The 14,506-nt window shown below is 43.5% G+C and carries 16 protein-coding genes, 1 tRNA gene, 1 pseudogene and 1 riboswitch; of the genes and pseudogenes, 8 read left to right on the top strand and 10 right to left on the bottom strand.

Going from position 1 to position 14,506, the window contains the following annotated elements:
* Nucleotides 1–25: 25 nt before the first annotated feature.
* Nucleotides 26–412: a spore coat protein gene (locus M1D69_RS14785; RefSeq protein WP_458105666.1), complete on the bottom strand. Its 387-nt coding sequence runs from the start codon at nt 410–412 to the stop codon at nt 26–28.
* A gap of 151 nt (nt 413–563) precedes the next feature.
* On the opposite strand from M1D69_RS14785, the gene M1D69_RS14780 reads away from it, so the two are divergent.
* The 4 genes from M1D69_RS14780 to M1D69_RS14765 all read left to right on the top strand — a co-directional run bounded on the left by M1D69_RS14780 (nt 564) and on the right by M1D69_RS14765 (nt 2,061).
* Nucleotides 564–920, top strand: a complete 357-nt coding sequence (locus M1D69_RS14780) for a DUF1360 domain-containing protein (protein WP_458105667.1) — start codon at nt 564–566, stop codon at nt 918–920.
* A 289-nt stretch (nt 921–1,209) separates the two neighbouring features.
* Nucleotides 1,210–1,416 (top strand): hypothetical protein, encoded by a 207-nt coding sequence (locus M1D69_RS14775; protein WP_059352740.1) that lies wholly within the window; start codon nt 1,210–1,212, stop codon nt 1,414–1,416.
* Nucleotides 1,417–1,497: 81 nt separating this feature from the next.
* A complete protein-coding gene (locus M1D69_RS14770) occupies nt 1,498–1,641 on the top strand; it encodes a YjcZ family sporulation protein (protein WP_106020534.1) in 144 nt (47 codons plus the stop codon).
* 165 nt (nt 1,642–1,806) lie between these two features.
* Nucleotides 1,807–2,061 carry a stage VI sporulation protein F gene (locus M1D69_RS14765; RefSeq protein ID WP_010333784.1) on the top strand — a complete coding sequence of 85 codons (255 nt, stop codon included), beginning with the start codon at nt 1,807–1,809 and terminating at the stop codon, nt 2,059–2,061.
* Nucleotides 2,062–2,126: 65 nt separating this feature from the next.
* Here the strand turns inward: M1D69_RS14765 and M1D69_RS14760 are convergent, their stop codons facing one another.
* A complete protein-coding gene (locus M1D69_RS14760; protein WP_458105668.1) occupies nt 2,127–4,406 on the bottom strand; it encodes an ATP-dependent helicase in 2,280 nt (759 codons plus the stop codon).
* 115 nt (nt 4,407–4,521) lie between these two features.
* On the opposite strand from M1D69_RS14760, the gene M1D69_RS14755 reads away from it, so the two are divergent.
* Nucleotides 4,522–4,776: a hypothetical protein gene (locus tag M1D69_RS14755; protein WP_024120952.1), complete on the top strand. Its 255-nt coding sequence runs from the start codon at nt 4,522–4,524 to the stop codon at nt 4,774–4,776.
* 71 nt (nt 4,777–4,847) lie between these two features.
* Here M1D69_RS14755 and M1D69_RS14750 read toward each other — a convergent pair whose 3' ends face one another.
* The 3 genes from M1D69_RS14750 to M1D69_RS14740 are packed head-to-tail and all read right to left on the bottom strand — an operon-like array spanning nt 4,848 to nt 6,541.
* Complete coding sequence (locus M1D69_RS14750) at nt 4,848–5,270, bottom strand: GNAT family N-acetyltransferase (RefSeq protein ID WP_458105669.1); 423 nt, start codon at nt 5,268–5,270, stop codon at nt 4,848–4,850.
* Nucleotides 5,271–5,274: 4 nt separating this feature from the next.
* Nucleotides 5,275–5,790 carry a YjcG family protein gene (locus M1D69_RS14745; protein ID WP_458105670.1) on the bottom strand — a complete coding sequence of 172 codons (516 nt, stop codon included), beginning with the start codon at nt 5,788–5,790 and terminating at the stop codon, nt 5,275–5,277.
* Between the two features lie 28 nt (nt 5,791–5,818).
* A complete protein-coding gene (locus tag M1D69_RS14740; RefSeq protein ID WP_024120954.1) occupies nt 5,819–6,541 on the bottom strand; it encodes an esterase family protein in 723 nt (240 codons plus the stop codon).
* Between the two features lie 166 nt (nt 6,542–6,707).
* Nucleotides 6,708–6,829: riboswitch (SAM riboswitch) on the top strand.
* Between the two features lie 67 nt (nt 6,830–6,896).
* Here M1D69_RS14740 and metI point away from each other — a divergent pair.
* On the top strand, nt 6,897–8,018 hold the full coding sequence (metI, locus tag M1D69_RS14735) for a cystathionine gamma-synthase/O-acetylhomoserine thiolyase (RefSeq protein WP_458106141.1): 1,122 nt from the start codon (nt 6,897–6,899) through the stop codon (nt 8,016–8,018).
* Nucleotides 8,011–9,183: a cystathionine beta-lyase gene (gene metC, locus M1D69_RS14730; RefSeq protein ID WP_458105671.1), complete on the top strand. Its 1,173-nt coding sequence runs from the start codon at nt 8,011–8,013 to the stop codon at nt 9,181–9,183. The genes metI and metC overlap by 8 nt, the downstream gene beginning before the upstream one ends.
* Nucleotides 9,184–9,214: 31 nt before the next feature.
* Here metC and M1D69_RS14725 read toward each other — a convergent pair whose 3' ends face one another.
* The gene (locus tag M1D69_RS14725) at nt 9,215–9,760 is read right to left on the bottom strand and encodes a GNAT family N-acetyltransferase (RefSeq protein ID WP_458105672.1); all 546 of its coding nucleotides are present in this window, start codon (nt 9,758–9,760) and stop codon (nt 9,215–9,217) included.
* 72 nt (nt 9,761–9,832) lie between these two features.
* On the bottom strand, nt 9,833–11,023 hold the full coding sequence (locus M1D69_RS14720; RefSeq protein WP_458105673.1) for a DUF819 family protein: 1,191 nt from the start codon (nt 11,021–11,023) through the stop codon (nt 9,833–9,835).
* Between the two features lie 229 nt (nt 11,024–11,252).
* On the opposite strand from M1D69_RS14720, the gene M1D69_RS14715 reads away from it, so the two are divergent.
* Nucleotides 11,253–11,324: transfer RNA gene (locus M1D69_RS14715), tRNA-Val, on the top strand.
* A gap of 217 nt (nt 11,325–11,541) precedes the next feature.
* Here the strand turns inward: M1D69_RS14715 and M1D69_RS14710 are convergent.
* From M1D69_RS14710 to M1D69_RS14700, 3 genes and pseudogenes are all read right to left on the bottom strand, one after another.
* Nucleotides 11,542–11,730 (bottom strand): annotated as a pseudogene (locus M1D69_RS14710) (tyrosine-type recombinase/integrase); the annotation flags it as partial.
* A 504-nt stretch (nt 11,731–12,234) separates the two neighbouring features.
* The gene (locus tag M1D69_RS14705) at nt 12,235–12,726 is read right to left on the bottom strand and encodes a DNA cytosine methyltransferase (RefSeq protein ID WP_458105674.1); all 492 of its coding nucleotides are present in this window, start codon (nt 12,724–12,726) and stop codon (nt 12,235–12,237) included.
* Nucleotides 12,727–13,015: 289 nt separating this feature from the next.
* A complete protein-coding gene (locus M1D69_RS14700) occupies nt 13,016–14,161 on the bottom strand; it encodes a response regulator aspartate phosphatase (protein ID WP_458105675.1) in 1,146 nt (381 codons plus the stop codon).
* Between the last annotated feature and the right edge of the window lie 345 nt (nt 14,162–14,506).

The following is a 14,506-nucleotide window of genomic DNA, read 5'->3' as shown; positions in this document are numbered from 1 at the left end:
TTTGTAGTTTGTGAAAAAGAAAGAGTTAAAGGATGCCAGATGTAATGAGAAAAGTGTCAATTACCTGAGTTAACATTTGAATAAAGGTTATTGTTTGGTCTGAATGAAGAGTGACTCTGATATTTCGGCTGTTTATGACTTTTATGGTGGTTCTTTTTTTGGTTTGACTTTTGTCAAGAAAGAGGAGTTCACTTGCGATGATATCAGCCAAATCTTCATCTGTTATAACAAGTTGTACGGCTAAAAAGAGCATGGCTGAGAGTGTCGCTTGTATAGAGAGTGAGGATGTGATATGCGTCGTGTCAATAATTATATTTTCGCAATCAATGATTTCAATCTGCTGAATAAATTCATTTGTCAATTGCTCTAATATTGCAGGATGCAGGGATTCAACTTTTTCTTCAATCGACATAACCTTCACTCCTTTCTTATCCATACTGTATATAATGCAATTCAGGTGAAAAGTGTAATAAGAAAAATAACCATATTTTATGGGGACAAGATGCAATTCATAAATTACAGGGACTCGGCATATATGTAAACGGTATGAAAGGAGTGAACAAGTGGTTATCAATTGGCTGTCTCTTTTCCTTCTTTCGCTTGCGGTCTTCCGGCTCGCGCGTCTTTTCGTGTTTGATACGATTATGGCGCCGCTTCGCAGCTTGTTTCATGAAGAGAAGCAGGAAAAGGATGCGGACGGGAACATTGAAACGTATATTGTCATAAAGGGAACGGGTGTGAGAGCGTTTATCGGTGAATTGCTGAGCTGCTATTGGTGCACAGGCGTGTGGTGCGCCGGCTTTTTGATTTTATGCCAGGCGTTGATCCCGCAAGCGGCGGAGTGGCTGATTTTACTTTTGGCGATCGCGGGCCTTGCCGGCATCATAGAAACGCTTGTATCAAAATGGCTGCAGGAATGAGGCATTCCCACCAGCAACTTTCCGTCAGTATCCGCATAAAGTAGCATATATGACATAAGGAAAGGAAGGGATCAAAGTGAACCAATTTAACAAACCTTCCCAAAAAACTCCATATACAGATTCATCGTATCAAACAAAAAAGATCAAAAAGAAAGGCTGCGGATGCGGCAGTAAAAAGAAAAAACCTCAATAGCCTGCCACACTGACAAGAGACCGGAGATGCCCGGTTTTTTGTTTTTTTAACAATGCTGATTCGCTCAGCATATGTCATGAGAGGGGGGGGGATCTCATGAACGAGTTTGAAAAATTCATAGAGGGCAGGTATGGACCGCACGATCAAAAGCAAAACAAACATGACAAGACGATCAAACATATTGAAAAGGAATTGGCTTTATTTGATGAAGCCGGCCTGTCTTTTGAACAAGAAATTGAAGAATTGGCTGAAAAGACGGAAGACTTACTGAAAAAACGGCAGGCTCAGCATGATCCATCATAAATCCGCAAACGCCCTATGCGGATATCCAAGCCGATCATGATGTCTCACATAGTGTATAGAGAGTAAAGGAGGTGCTTAGTTATGGGATTTGGTTACGGAGGCTGCTGCTACGGCGGCGGTTATGCTGGAGGATATTCAGGCGGCGGTTATGGTTCAACATTCGTTCTTGTGGTCGTACTGTTCATTCTTCTCATCATCGTAGGTGCATCTTTTTTTAACTACTAAGAAATGAATGAAGGAGGAAGTGCGGATGATTTCCGTGCTTCTTCATTACATTGTGTACCCTTTACTGCTTTTTAAATCAGAAACTTATTTTTTGATTGTGAATCATCACATTATGCGTAAAGCGTTCATACAATACTGTATTACTCCGCCAAAAGGAGGCGTATCATGGATAATCAATTTTTTAAGAACATTGAAAAGAAAACAGGCGTGAACATGCAGGATGTCATGAATCTTGCAGGATCACTTCAAAACGCCAATTTTAAAGATGAAAACACAGTCCGCAGCGTCATTAAACGCGTGGCGCAGCTGGCAAACAGACGCGTGCCGAAAGAAATGGAAGATAAGATTGTCCAGTCCATTACAAGCGGAAAAGAAAAGCTTGATTTTGGAACGATTTCTAAAATGTTGGATAATAAATAAGCGGATGGCCTGGGCAGCGGGCCTTTTTTACAGTGAAAAACCCGGCAGTATCACTGCCGGGCTGTTTATTTGGGCAAAGGCTGTTTCGTTTGCTGCAAAAGAGGATACAAAAACCTTGAACGGTGGGCGGTTTTGCCGCGCCTGTTTGCGGGACAAGATAAATATAAATGCTGTTTGGCCCGTGTCATTGCAACATACAGAAGGCGTCTTTCCTCCTCAAGCGGAGCTTCGTCTCCCTTTCTCGCTGTTTCTAGTGAGAAATCATGCGGGATGGAGCCGTCTACCGTGCCTAATACATAGACGGTTTTGAATTCGAGACCCTTTGACCGGTGAATGGTCATCAGCTGCACGCCGTTTTCATCCGTTTTGTTTTTTTCAGCAGCCCGCATGTGATCGACATGGGCGAGAAAGTCAGGGATGGTTTTGAATTTTTTGGCGACAACCTTAACGTCACGCAGGTCATCAGAGCCTTTTTCCAGCTTATTTCCTTCGTTGCCCCGTTTTTTTAAGTATTCGGAGAAGCCCATTTTTCCTTCGGCAAAGGTAATGGCTTCCACCGGCTTCATGGTGCGGATACTTGCGAAAAAAGGCACGATTTTTTTGATTTTATCCAGCTGGAACGGCTTCAGCTCTGGCAGTTTGGCCAGCGCCTTGATCATGGAGCAGTCCTCGGTAATCGAGAGCGCCTTCAGCGTGTTTAAAGCAGACTGCTTTAGAAATAAGGCAGGCAGCAAGTGTTTAATTGCTTCAGCATCATCCTCGTTTTGGCTCGCGTACAAGTATGCGAGTATCTGGCGGACGATCCTTTTGCTGTAAAAGGACTGGACGCCGCGATCTGCGGTATACGGAATGGATGATTGATGAAGCCTTTCATAAATGGCGCGGCCGGCGCTGTTTGTCCGGTAGAGAACGGCAAAATCTTCAGGTTTTGCGCCGTTTTGAATTTTTTCTTTCATATCGGAAACCACCATTGTCGCTTCTTCTTCTTCGTCATAAGGATAAAACAGCACAGGGACCTGCGTGTCGTCACGAGCGGCTTCCAGCATCTTGGCATACCTGTTTTTGTTCTTTTTCACGACAATATCAGCACTGGAAACGATCGGATGTGTTGAACGGTAGTTCGCTGTTAAATAGATTGTTTTGGCACCGGGATAATCCTTTTGAAAATCCAGAATAAAAGAAGGGCTGCTGCCGCGAAACGCATAGATAGACTGATCATCGTCACCGACACAGCACAGGTTTTGTTCCGGACTCGCCAGCATTTGCATGATTTTATATTGAACCGGATTAATGTCCTGAAACTCATCGATTAAAATATACGTAAACCTAGATTGATATTGCTCCAGAAGGTCAGGCCGTTCTATAAACAGTTCATAGCAGGCTGACGCCATATCATCAAAATCAAATTGGCGGTGTTCTTTTTTCTGGCGCTCATAATATTCGTATAGGCGGTAGACTTGTTTTTCCCACTCATCCTTTAAAGGAATACGTTCATTCGGCAAATAAGTGTTTTTCCAGAAGCCGATTTGCTGCAAAGCCTGATCGACGGGGAACTCTTTCTCATCTACGCCTTCTTCATAGAGTGCTTTTTTTATATATTGTTCCTTTTGCCACTCCATTTTCAGCAAATGCTCGCCATTCCATTTGGCAGAATCATAGTGATACAGGATTTTATAAAACAAGCTGTGAAATGTTCCGGTGACAAGTCTTCTGACTTTTGACGGCTGTAATCCGTACTGCTTCGCCATGCGATCTTTCATTTCCGCGACGGCTTTTGTTGTAAAGGTGACAAGCAGCATATGTTCCGGCGGTATGTCTAAGTGTTCGATCATGTGGGCAGCGCGCGCGGTCAGCACACGTGTTTTTCCGCTTCCTGCACCGGCAAGCACCAATAAAGGGCCTTCCGTTTCCGTGACAGCTTTCAGCTGATCTGTGTTTAAGCCGACAGTCGGAAAAAGGCTCATATCAGGTGTTTCCGGTCTTTTTATAAAAGGTGTACCGGGTTTAATATGTCTTGGAGTCTGCCAATCCGTGACACCGGGTGCCGGATCAGCTGATATTGCTTTTCCTTTAGGCAAACGAAAGACGCCGGATTCCTGAAAGTCTTCTTTTCTCTCTTCTTTCACCGGTTTCGGTTCGCAGGCTTCCTCACACGCCGGGAAATCACCAGGCTGCCGGTGAATAAATGCAGGCGGTTCAGCGATGTTGAGCCTTAACAAAACAGGCTTTCCGCAATGAGAACAAAATAAATTCCCTTTTATTCCTTCTTCATAGAGGAATTGATAATGTTCTCTCGAATATGTATGTAAATGTATTGTTCGATCATTCAGTCGGGCGCATTTCAAAAAGGGGTCCTCCCAATAAAAAGGTGTTCATTACAGACAAAGACTATCATATCAAAAGAAACGTGTTTCAAAAAGTAAGTTTAAGGGAAAAGAACAGCAGAAGGGTGGGGATCGTATGATATATGCAGGTCAAATTCAGAACCAGCAATACGCTCAATATGCCAATCGCACAATAGGCCATAAACAGGATTACGCCGGAACAGAGAAGATCAGCTATGTCCCGTTTCAGCGGGTATACAAGGAACTTGAAAAGCAGCAGGAGAATCTAACGGCTGCTGAAAGAAAAGTAAACGAGGCAAAACGTAAGCGCTCTCTTTATAAAAGATTGCGAGAAAAAGGGATAGGAACATCTATTAATCGATATGTATAAAAAACCGTTCACATGAGAGAGCGGTTTTTTAAATGCGAAAAAATCCGGATCTCAGAAGACCCGGATGGTGTTTAATCCTTAATCATTTGCAAATGGGGAATGCCGGCATCAAGAAATTCCTCCTCAGACAGCACCCGATATCCATGTTTTTTGTAAAATGGCACCGCTTGTGTTTGCGCATTTAACATAAACCCTGAAGCACCGCCGTCTGCCGCGGCTTTTTCCAGCGCTTTCATAATGATGCCGCCGACACCGGCTGCGCGGTGGCTTTTCAATACACAAATTCGCTCTAACTTGCCGTAGCCGTCCTTCATGCGCCATCTTCCGGCGCCGACAGGATTTTCACCGTCATACACGACGATATGCTCTGACTCATTTTCAAGTTCGTCAATTTCTTCTTCAGCAGGCACGTTTTGTTCTTTGACAAAGACTTCTTCTCTTACATAGAATGCATCTTTCATTTGTTCTTCATTTTTTGCGATAACTGCTTCCAATCGTTTATTCTCCTCCGCCTAACAGGAACGTTTCATATACCGTCCACGAACCGTTTTCCAATTGATATAGCAGATGAAAACGGTCAACAATTTCTTCATGTGATACTTCCTGCATTTTTAACTGCCCTAAAACATCCGAATGCTCATCGTCGGAAAGGTTTTGGCCGACCGTCACATGCGGAACAAAATTGTATTCCTGATTACCGGCTAATACACCGGTGTAAAGTTTTTCATTCAGTGTTTTTAATTCTTCCGTCGGTTCTGCTTTAATGTAAATGACATTATTGACAGGCGCAAAAGAACTGTATTTGGTCATTTTGAGAACAATCGGATGAGATTCTTTAGCGGTTTCTCTCAATTGTGATACCAATTCACCGGCTTCCTCTTCCGTAAATTCAAATGAAGATCTCAGCGTCAAATGAGGCGGGATCAGGGAATAGCTCGGATCATAGCGCTTTCTGTAAGAGTTCGCGAGATCTTGCAGTTTTTTTGATGGAAATAAAACAATTCCGTATTTCATAGTATGTCCCTCCTGAAAATATAGTATGTTAGAGCATTTTTTTCAGAGCCGGCGTAATGAGCGGCTGCCAGTATGTCCACTTGTGGTCTCCGTCAAACGGCTCAAAATAATAATCGGAAAGCTTTTCCTCCAAGAGCTTTTTCAGCTCCTGATTCGGTTCTGTGAAGTCCAAAATATTGCCGTCTGTCGTATGGACGTCTGTTTCTTTTGTTCCGATTTGGTGATAAAGAGAGAGGTGTTTGATGTCGTCTGACTGTTTCACGGCTTCTAATACATGTTGATCTACATAGGGAGACTGCATGATGATGTTACCAAACATATTCGGATAATCAAGCGCTGTCATAAGAGAAACGGTCGCTCCGAGAGAATCACCGATCAGTGTCCGCCCGTAGCCGACTTGGTACGTCGGAAATTCATGGTCCGCAAAAGGAACTAGCTCGTGGGCAATAAATCTTTTATATGCCGAAAACTTAGAACCTTCCGGATGATAGGTTTTTCTGCGTTCTTTTACATCCTTGTAAGGAACACCGATAATAATGCATCGGTCTATTTCTCTTTTGGACAGCAATTCCTCCACTTGTCTGCCGATTCTCCCCAGCCTGAAATAATCGTGGCCGTCCTGCGCGATAATAAGATGATATTTATAAAGAGGGGAGTAGTTTGACGGCAGATAAACGAGTACTGTCATTTCCTCGTTAAGCTCCTTTGAAAAGAGCTTCTTTTCTTGAACTGTGCCGTTTTTCGGTGCCATAATACATTCCTCCAGGACATCACTAGACTTTCTTGCGTTTGAAATTATTGTACCATGAATTATTAGAAATTTCTCTCTTTAAACAGTTCGGTGCCCGAAGAAAAAAGTGTTGAAATAAACTGCAAATTGCGCTAATATAAAACAATCAGAAAATTGAAATCGATATTTCTTATCGTGAGAGGTGGAGGGACTGGCCCTTAGAAACCTCAGCAACCGGCTTGTTTTGCTATGTGCAGAACGCCAAGGTGCTAAATCCAGCAAGCGTTTTTTATGCTTGGAAGATAAGAAGAAGCGTTAAACCCCTTCTTCTTATGAAGAAGGGGTTTTTATTTTGAAAAGGGAAGGTGTCAGCTATATGTCACAGCACGTTGAAACGAAATTAGCCCAAATCGGGAACCGAAGCGACGAAGTAACGGGAACAGTAAGTCCCCCTATTTATTTATCAACAGCGTACCGCCACAGAGGAATCGGGGAATCTACAGGATTTGATTATGTCCGGACGAAAAACCCGACGCGCCAGCTTGTCGAGGACGCGATCGCCAGCTTAGAAAACGGAGCGAGAGGGCTTGCCTTCAGTTCGGGAATGGCAGCCATCCAAACGATTATGGCGCTGTTTAAAAGCGGAGATGAACTGATCGTTTCATCGGATTTGTATGGCGGCACGTACCGTCTGTTTGAAAATGAATGGAAAAAATACGGATTGACCTTTCATTATGATGATTTTAGCGATGAGGACTGTTTACGCTCTAAGATTACGCCGAATACAAAAGCGGTGTTTGTGGAAACGCCGACAAATCCGCTGATGCAGGAGGCGGACATTGAAAAGATCGCCCGGATTTCAAAAGAGCATGGTCTTCTGGTGATTGTTGATAATACATTTTATACACCGGTTTTGCAGCGTCCGCTTGAGCTCGGAGCCGACATTGTCATTCACAGCGCAACCAAATATTTAGGCGGCCATAATGATTTGCTCGCAGGCCTTGTTGTTGTAAAGGATGAACAGCTTGGAGAAGAAATGTTTCAGCATCAAAACGCCATTGGCGCGGTCCTGCCTCCGTTTGACTCATGGCTTTTGATGAGAGGAATGAAGACGCTCAGTCTCAGAATGCGCCAGCATCAGGCGAACGCGCAAGAGCTTGCGGCCTTTTTAGAGAAGCAAGAAGAAATCAAGGATGTGCTTTACCCGGGAAAAGGAGGCATGCTCTCCTTCCGTCTGCAAAAAGAAGAGTGGGTGAATCCATTTTTAAAAGCACTGAAGACCATTTGTTTTGCTGAAAGCCTCGGCGGGGTGGAGAGTTTTATTACATACCCTGCCACACAGACGCACATGGATATTCCTGAAGAAATCCGCATCGCGAACGGGGTCTGCAACCGTCTTCTGCGTTTTTCAGTCGGAATTGAACATGCGGAAGATTTAGAAGAGGACCTAAAACAGGCGTTATGTCAGGTCAAAGAGGGAGCTGTTTCATTTGAGTAATCATAATTGGACGCTGGAAACCCAGCTCGTGCACAATCCATTTAAAACAGACGGCGCAACAGGTGCGGTTAGTGTACCGATCCAGCACGCCTCGACTTTTCACCAATCTTCATTTGAAGAATTCGGCGCATTTGATTACAGCCGCTCTGGCACACCGACAAGAACAGCTCTCGAAGAAACAATTGCCGCACTGGAAGGCGGAACGAGAGGGTTTGCTTTCAGTTCAGGCATGGCTGCGATCTCAACAGCATTTTTACTTCTCTCACAGGGTGATCACGTTCTTGTGCCAGAAGATGTATACGGCGGAACCTTCCGCATGGTGACAGAGGTTTTGACCCGTTTTGGCATTGAGCACACGTTTGTTGATATGACGGATATCAACGAAGTGGCGCGGAATATCCAGCCAAACACAAAGGCCATTTATATGGAGACACCGTCAAATCCGACACTTGGAATTACTGATATTAAAGCGGTTGTCCAGCTTGCAAAAGAACACGGCTGTCTGACCTTTCTGGATAATACATTCATGACACCGGCACTGCAGCGTCCGCTTGATCTCGGCGTGGATATTGTGCTTCACAGCGCAACAAAATTCCTGAGCGGACACAGCGATGTGCTGTCAGGTCTGGCAGCTGTTAAGGATGAAGAGCTAGGGAAGGAGCTGTATAAGCTGCAAAACTCGTTCGGCGCCGTCCTTGGCGTGCAAGATTGCTGGCTCGTGTTGCGCGGCTTAAAGACATTGCAGGTCCGTTTAGAAAAAGCGAGCCAAACAGCGCAGCGGCTTGCGGAATTTTTCCAGAAGCATCCGGCGGTGAAACGCGTGTACTATCCGGGGCTGTCTGATCATCCGGGGGCTGAAATCCATAAAGGCCAGTCAACGGGAGCAGGTGCTGTGCTTTCTTTTGAGCTTGAAAGCAAAAAGGCCGTTAAGAAATTAGTCGAGAATGTCTCACTTCCGGTCTTCGCTGTCAGCCTTGGCGCCGTGGAATCGATTTTGTCCTATCCGGCAACGATGTCTCACGCGGCAATGCCTAAGGAAGAGCGTGAAAAACGCGGCATCACAGACGGCCTGCTCCGTCTTAGTGTGGGAGTCGAACATGCAGATGATTTAGAACGTGATTTCGAACAAGCGCTGAAAGAAATTGCGCCTGTAGCTGCGCGTTAAAAAAGAAGCCGGGCGATATCCCGGCTTCTTTTTATTTTTCATCATCAGGATTCAGAATCGCCAGTACTTGATGATCCTCCCATTTTCCGTTGATTTTCACGTTTTTTCGGGCAATGCCCTCTTTATGAAATCCCGCTTTTTCTAATACGCGCATGGACCCCAGATTGCGAGGCATGATACCGGCTTCAATGCGATGCAGCTTCAAATCGTGAAACGCATAACCAACAATCAGTCTGACCGCCTCTGTCATAAGGCCCTTTCCGTTATGGGCTTTATCTAAAAAGTATCCAATAAACGCGCATTGCAGCGCTCCGCGGATGATTTGGAAAAGGGAAACCGTCCCGATTAATGTATGGTCTTTATTTGTGAAGATGCCGAAGTGATACTCTTGATCATTCTCCAGCCTTTGCTGATATTGTACGATCCTTTTTCTCTGCCCTTCAATCGTATAGTAATCGTCTGCGCGAATCATGGAGAACTGTTCAAAAAATGCCCGGTTTTCGCTTTGCAGCCGAAGATTCTCTTCAGCGTCTTCTGTTTCTAAAGGTCTTATATAAATGGTATGTCCTTTTAACATACAGTGATCTCTCCGTTCTCTCGTCAGCATTTCTCTTAACATAGTATTCTGAGGAAAGTGTGAAAATCCTTTTTATAATAAGGAAGAAAACCAATTCCCCATAAAGGTGCCAACATAATTGCCGATCAAGTAGCCGAGTGTGCCGACCAGCATAATCGGTGCAACAAGCTCCCGCCACCCTTTGGCAATCGCCATTGCAGCTGCTGTCGTAGGGCCGCCGACTGTGGCGTTTACGGCAAGCAGAATTTCCTCAAGGCGCACGCGGAACAATTTACCGACAGCTAACGAAATCGCTAAATTGCTGATGGCGATGATAAAGACAAATAAGAGGATAAGAGGCGCATTTGTGATGATTAACCGGAGATCTGCAGGAATGCCAATCACCACAAAAAACAAATAAATCAAGTAGGTGCCAAGCTCCTGAGATCCATTGAGCCTTTCAAAAAAACGAGGGAACAGAAAGATGATAAGAACGGTTAAAGACGTAAGCACAAGGTACTGATCGCCAAGCGTCCCGGTCAAAAGGGGATGAGAAAACGTAATTTTAAAATAGCCGGAAATCTTACCGCTTACCGCAACAAGGGCAAAAGCAGCTCCAGCGTTAAAGGCAATGTCCTTTAATGAAATGTCTTTCCGCTTCCAATAGCTTTCCGCGCTGTTACCACTGTTTCCTTCCGCTTTTGCCTGATCTTCAAACGGCATCGCATAATGCCGGCGAAACCATTTGAGTGCGGGAATACTGATTAAAATAAAAAACAACAGCGCCATCATGAAGTTATCTGCCACAACCGTTGCCGACACATATTCGCCCGGTGTCTCAAATTTCGCAGCCATCGCCGCAAAATTAATTCCGCCGCCAATATAGGAGGCACTGATCATCCCGCCGATCTTATCTAGATAGGGAATATGCTGTTTTAATAGAAAAAAAGCGATGATGCTGCCAACCACAGTCCCTAAGGAGCTTATCAGAAAAATAAACAGCAAACGCCTGCTTTCCTTAAAAATCTGCCGCACATTGATCTGAAACAGCAAAAGAGGAATCGCAAGCGGCACCACATATGACCATACAGTATCATACACAGGAGATTCAACAGGTAGCACTCCAATATTCGTAAACACCATTGCACCAGCGAGCGCCAGTATAGCGCCTGACACAGCGGAAGCCCACTTAAACCGCTGCTCCAGCCCGATGCTCACTGTCGCCCACACCGCAATAAACCCCCATAATACCCATACATCATCAGAAGAAATCAAAGAATGCAAAACCCCATCACCCCTATTGTTAGAAAATTAAGACATATTATAATAGCCGATGAACAGAACAGCAAGTCCGAAAAAAGTTTTTCTGAAAAAGCAGTTGACGAATAGAAGGGAAGGTAATATAATAGAACTTGTCAGAAAGACAACAATATACCCAGCAACACATACATATCATGATTCCGTAGCTCAGCTGGGAGAGCGCTACCTTGACAGGATTGTGACATCATATCGCGAGGCGTTAGTTCAGTGGGAGAACGCTTGCTTGACAGGCAAGAGGTCACTGGTTCGAACCCAGTACGCCTCATGGGTTGAAGGCACTTTGTTTGACAGAGCAAAGTGTCTTTTTGTTTTTCTCTTTTTTTGGTACCCCACCTAAATAAATCAGTTTTGGCGACGGATTGGCGACCAAAAATCTGAAATATGGTGATCACATCCCATGCCAACCCTATCGGTGACAGCCAATAGGGCGGCGCTTAAAGGAGGTTGTACATCACCTCCTTTGGTGGGAACATAAAACCTAATCATCCATTTAGAACTTCTGCTAGTTGGTTAGCTACATCTTTTTGCATGTTAGGTAGAACGTGAGAGTAAGTATCTAATGTAACACTTACCTTTGAGTGGCCTAGACGTTCAGCTACTATTTTAGAATTTTCTCCTGCCAACAGAAGTAAGGTGGCGTGGGTATGCCTCATATCATGGAACCTGATCTTCTCTAATTTAGGACCTCAATATTATTTACTTCTTTCATCTTGTCCGCTAACTCATTGTACTCTTTCACTAGGCGATCAAACTGAGCGGTTTGTGTTTCTATGGAGTAGGGGCGTACCTTTAGAACTTGGCAGTATTAAGCCGAAATCCTTGTGTTTTTCCCCTGCCGCCGATTTTCCTCTGGGTTTTAGTGTTTCGGATAACGTTTCTCATCATCCCAGTGTGTTTCTTTATATTGCGTGGGTGGGCATGGCCGGTCTTATCTAAATACTTGTCATAATAATATTCTTTAAACTGTTCTACGCCCCAATTGGATACCGCCATTAACCCCCAATGGTTCTTCTTGTCTCCTACAGGGACATTGCGTTTTCTTCTTGAACTCTATGCATTTTCTCCCTCCGCTGCTGTTGAAGAAGCTGTTTGTTCTTCTTTGGCGGTAGGCTTTTGGAATTTCATGTTTCTAGGAAGTAGACCCACTTCTAAATCTCCCCCTCTCAGGACATGTTTTAAAAGCTGAGCCTTTCCTGAGGAATGTTAAAATCCTTTGCGTCTAAAACGCTCCAGTAATTGTTGTAACCCATCTTCTCTAAGCGCCTAAGCATGTCCTCAAAACCTTCGCTATGTTTACCGATAAGGTTCTTTACATTCTCGGCAATCATATACTTAGGTCGACTGTACTCAGCGATACGCAATGCCTCAAATAGAAGACTGGACTCATCTCCTTTGAGTCCTTCTCCATGAACCTTTGCAACAGATACATCTGTGCAAGGGAACCCGTAAGTCATGGGATCAAACTCAGGGAGTGAAGAAGGGACAACCGATTTAATATCCCCTAAATTCTTTGACTCAGGTACGTTGTGCAAGGTCGAATAAGCTTTAGTAATTGCAGCTTCTTTCTCGCAAAACCTAACTATATTGAAATTGACCTGAACTCTTCTGAGGGCCTTCTCAAATGCACCAAGACCTGAAAATAAACTTAAGACTCTGATTTTATTCAAATAATGACAACCCCCTTCGCACCGTAGTGATCGATCCAAGTGTGAAGGGAGTTGCGATATGGTTGGATAGAGAAGAAGATTTGTTTGGGGAGAGATGAAAAGGTAGGGGGCTTTAAGGAATCAATAATTAGACAAAAAAAATAAGAGGGAAGCCCTCTTATTTTTGGTATGTGTATTTGATATTAAATTTGTTCAAGTCTCCATTCTTTCGGCAACTTTATAAGTTGCATTTTCCTGTTGGAGATAGGATGTTCCAACTACCCCTGCGATACCCAATAGCAGGACTGCACTAAGTAAAATTTTGGATTTCATGTAACAGCTCACCTCGTTGGATTTTTATACGTGCGTCAATAGCTTTTCGGTAAAACTCATTCGCACCTTTGAGTTCATTCTTGGTGGACAAGTAGTCACCGACGTATACCCCGTACCACTCCATGTCCGGGTACATGCTTGTTTCTTCGAAGAACTGGAAAGTTTCCCTTACAAGGTCCAAGGAATTTGATAAGTATAAACCCTCAACCATTTTCAGCTTCGCCAATACTATTTTTTCATTGCACTTTAAGGCTTTTTGTTTAGACTTATCATAAAACACCCTAGCTTTTTTAGGGTTTTCCTGCTTCCCTTCGTTAAACGCCAGCATAAAATATGCTCTAGCTTCGTAATTAAGATTCTCAGGTTCTTCAATTTTAAGGGATTTAGTGTAATAAAGGGAAGCTTTTGAAAGTTCTTCAAGTTTATCATAACATATTCCAATGTTAAAAAGAGCCTTACGTATCAAATAATTTTTGCCAAGTTTTTCAGCGTCTTCAAGGGCCTGTTCGGCGTGTTTTAGTGCTTCTTCATGTCGCATGTTATCTAACCAGTTCCCTGATATGACAAATTGACAATGTACCCGCCGTACACCGTATGTAGGGTACTTGCAGTATATGTCATAAGCACGTTTAGCGTAGTTCATGGAGAAGTATGTCTGCTTCATGTGGTAATAAACTTCGGCTAGTTTAAAATATGCCTCAGCTTTTTCAACCTCTTCTCCTTCAATTGTTTCAAGACATTTTTCAGCTTGCCTGTAACAGTTTAATGAGAATACCAATTCATGCTGCCTGAAATAGTACATCCCCATAAAGAAGTAGAAGTAGTATTCTAGAATCCCTGTCAGGTTCTGATTATTATTTTTCAGTTCTCTTAGCTTTTCGTACTGTTTCTCTATATCTCTGACATTGTCAGGCTGTAGATAGTCCAACATTAATTCATGGCGAAATTTTAATAGTTGGTAGTAAACGACGGCGTCTTGGTTTTCCTCCATTAGCTCGATTTCTTCCTTAACTTCATCCCTCATCTGCTCAGCCTTGGCAACCCAGTTATTCTTTAACGCGAGATACCAGTGATTCATTTTAGTTGCCACTAAGTCATAAGGGATTACTTTCTCAGTATCCAAGTCGCAAACCCCTTTCTTGTCCTATTTATTTATATAGTTACATTGAAGGAAATAAATGTAAAGAGAAAATAAGCACATAATGTCGCAAATTTTAAAATAGTTAAAAAACATAATATGACAGGCATTGTGTGAAGTGTCGCAAGTAATGGGTCTTTGTGATTGATCTCTTCCAAATTGTGTAGTAACATGTAACCATTTAGAGAGAAAAATGTTTATTTTTGGGTATTTAATGTGTTAGTGTTTGTCGTAGGGAGGGGTGCTTATAGGATTATTGAATTATGCTTAGAGTGTTGGTTGAGATGTAGGGATAAACTCTTGGACAAAAAGAATTGTTAAGGGAGAGGG

This window comes from Bacillus sp. PK3-037, from assembly GCF_054161355.1.
The sequence above is the reverse complement of the archived record's forward strand: the minus strand, read 5'-3'. Positions and strand labels throughout refer to the sequence as shown.

Excerpts from the sequence above, each read along its gene's own strand:
- M1D69_RS14785 (WP_458105666.1), bottom strand. The coding sequence starts at position 412 with ATGTCGATTGAAGAAAAAGTTGAATCCCTGCATCCTGCAATATTAGAG.
- M1D69_RS14775 (WP_059352740.1), top strand. The coding sequence starts at position 1,210 with ATGAACGAGTTTGAAAAATTCATAGAGGGCAGGTATGGACCGCACGAT.
- M1D69_RS14770 (WP_106020534.1), top strand. The coding sequence starts at position 1,498 with ATGGGATTTGGTTACGGAGGCTGCTGCTACGGCGGCGGTTATGCTGGA.
- M1D69_RS14765 (WP_010333784.1), top strand. The coding sequence starts at position 1,807 with ATGGATAATCAATTTTTTAAGAACATTGAAAAGAAAACAGGCGTGAAC.
- M1D69_RS14755 (WP_024120952.1), top strand. The coding sequence starts at position 4,522 with ATGATATATGCAGGTCAAATTCAGAACCAGCAATACGCTCAATATGCC.
- M1D69_RS14745 (WP_458105670.1), bottom strand. The coding sequence starts at position 5,790 with ATGAAATACGGAATTGTTTTATTTCCATCAAAAAAACTGCAAGATCTC.
- M1D69_RS14740 (WP_024120954.1), bottom strand. The coding sequence starts at position 6,541 with ATGGCACCGAAAAACGGCACAGTTCAAGAAAAGAAGCTCTTTTCAAAG.
- metI (WP_458106141.1), top strand. The coding sequence starts at position 6,897 with ATGTCACAGCACGTTGAAACGAAATTAGCCCAAATCGGGAACCGAAGC.
- M1D69_RS14725 (WP_458105672.1), bottom strand. The coding sequence starts at position 9,760 with ATGTTAAAAGGACATACCATTTATATAAGACCTTTAGAAACAGAAGAC.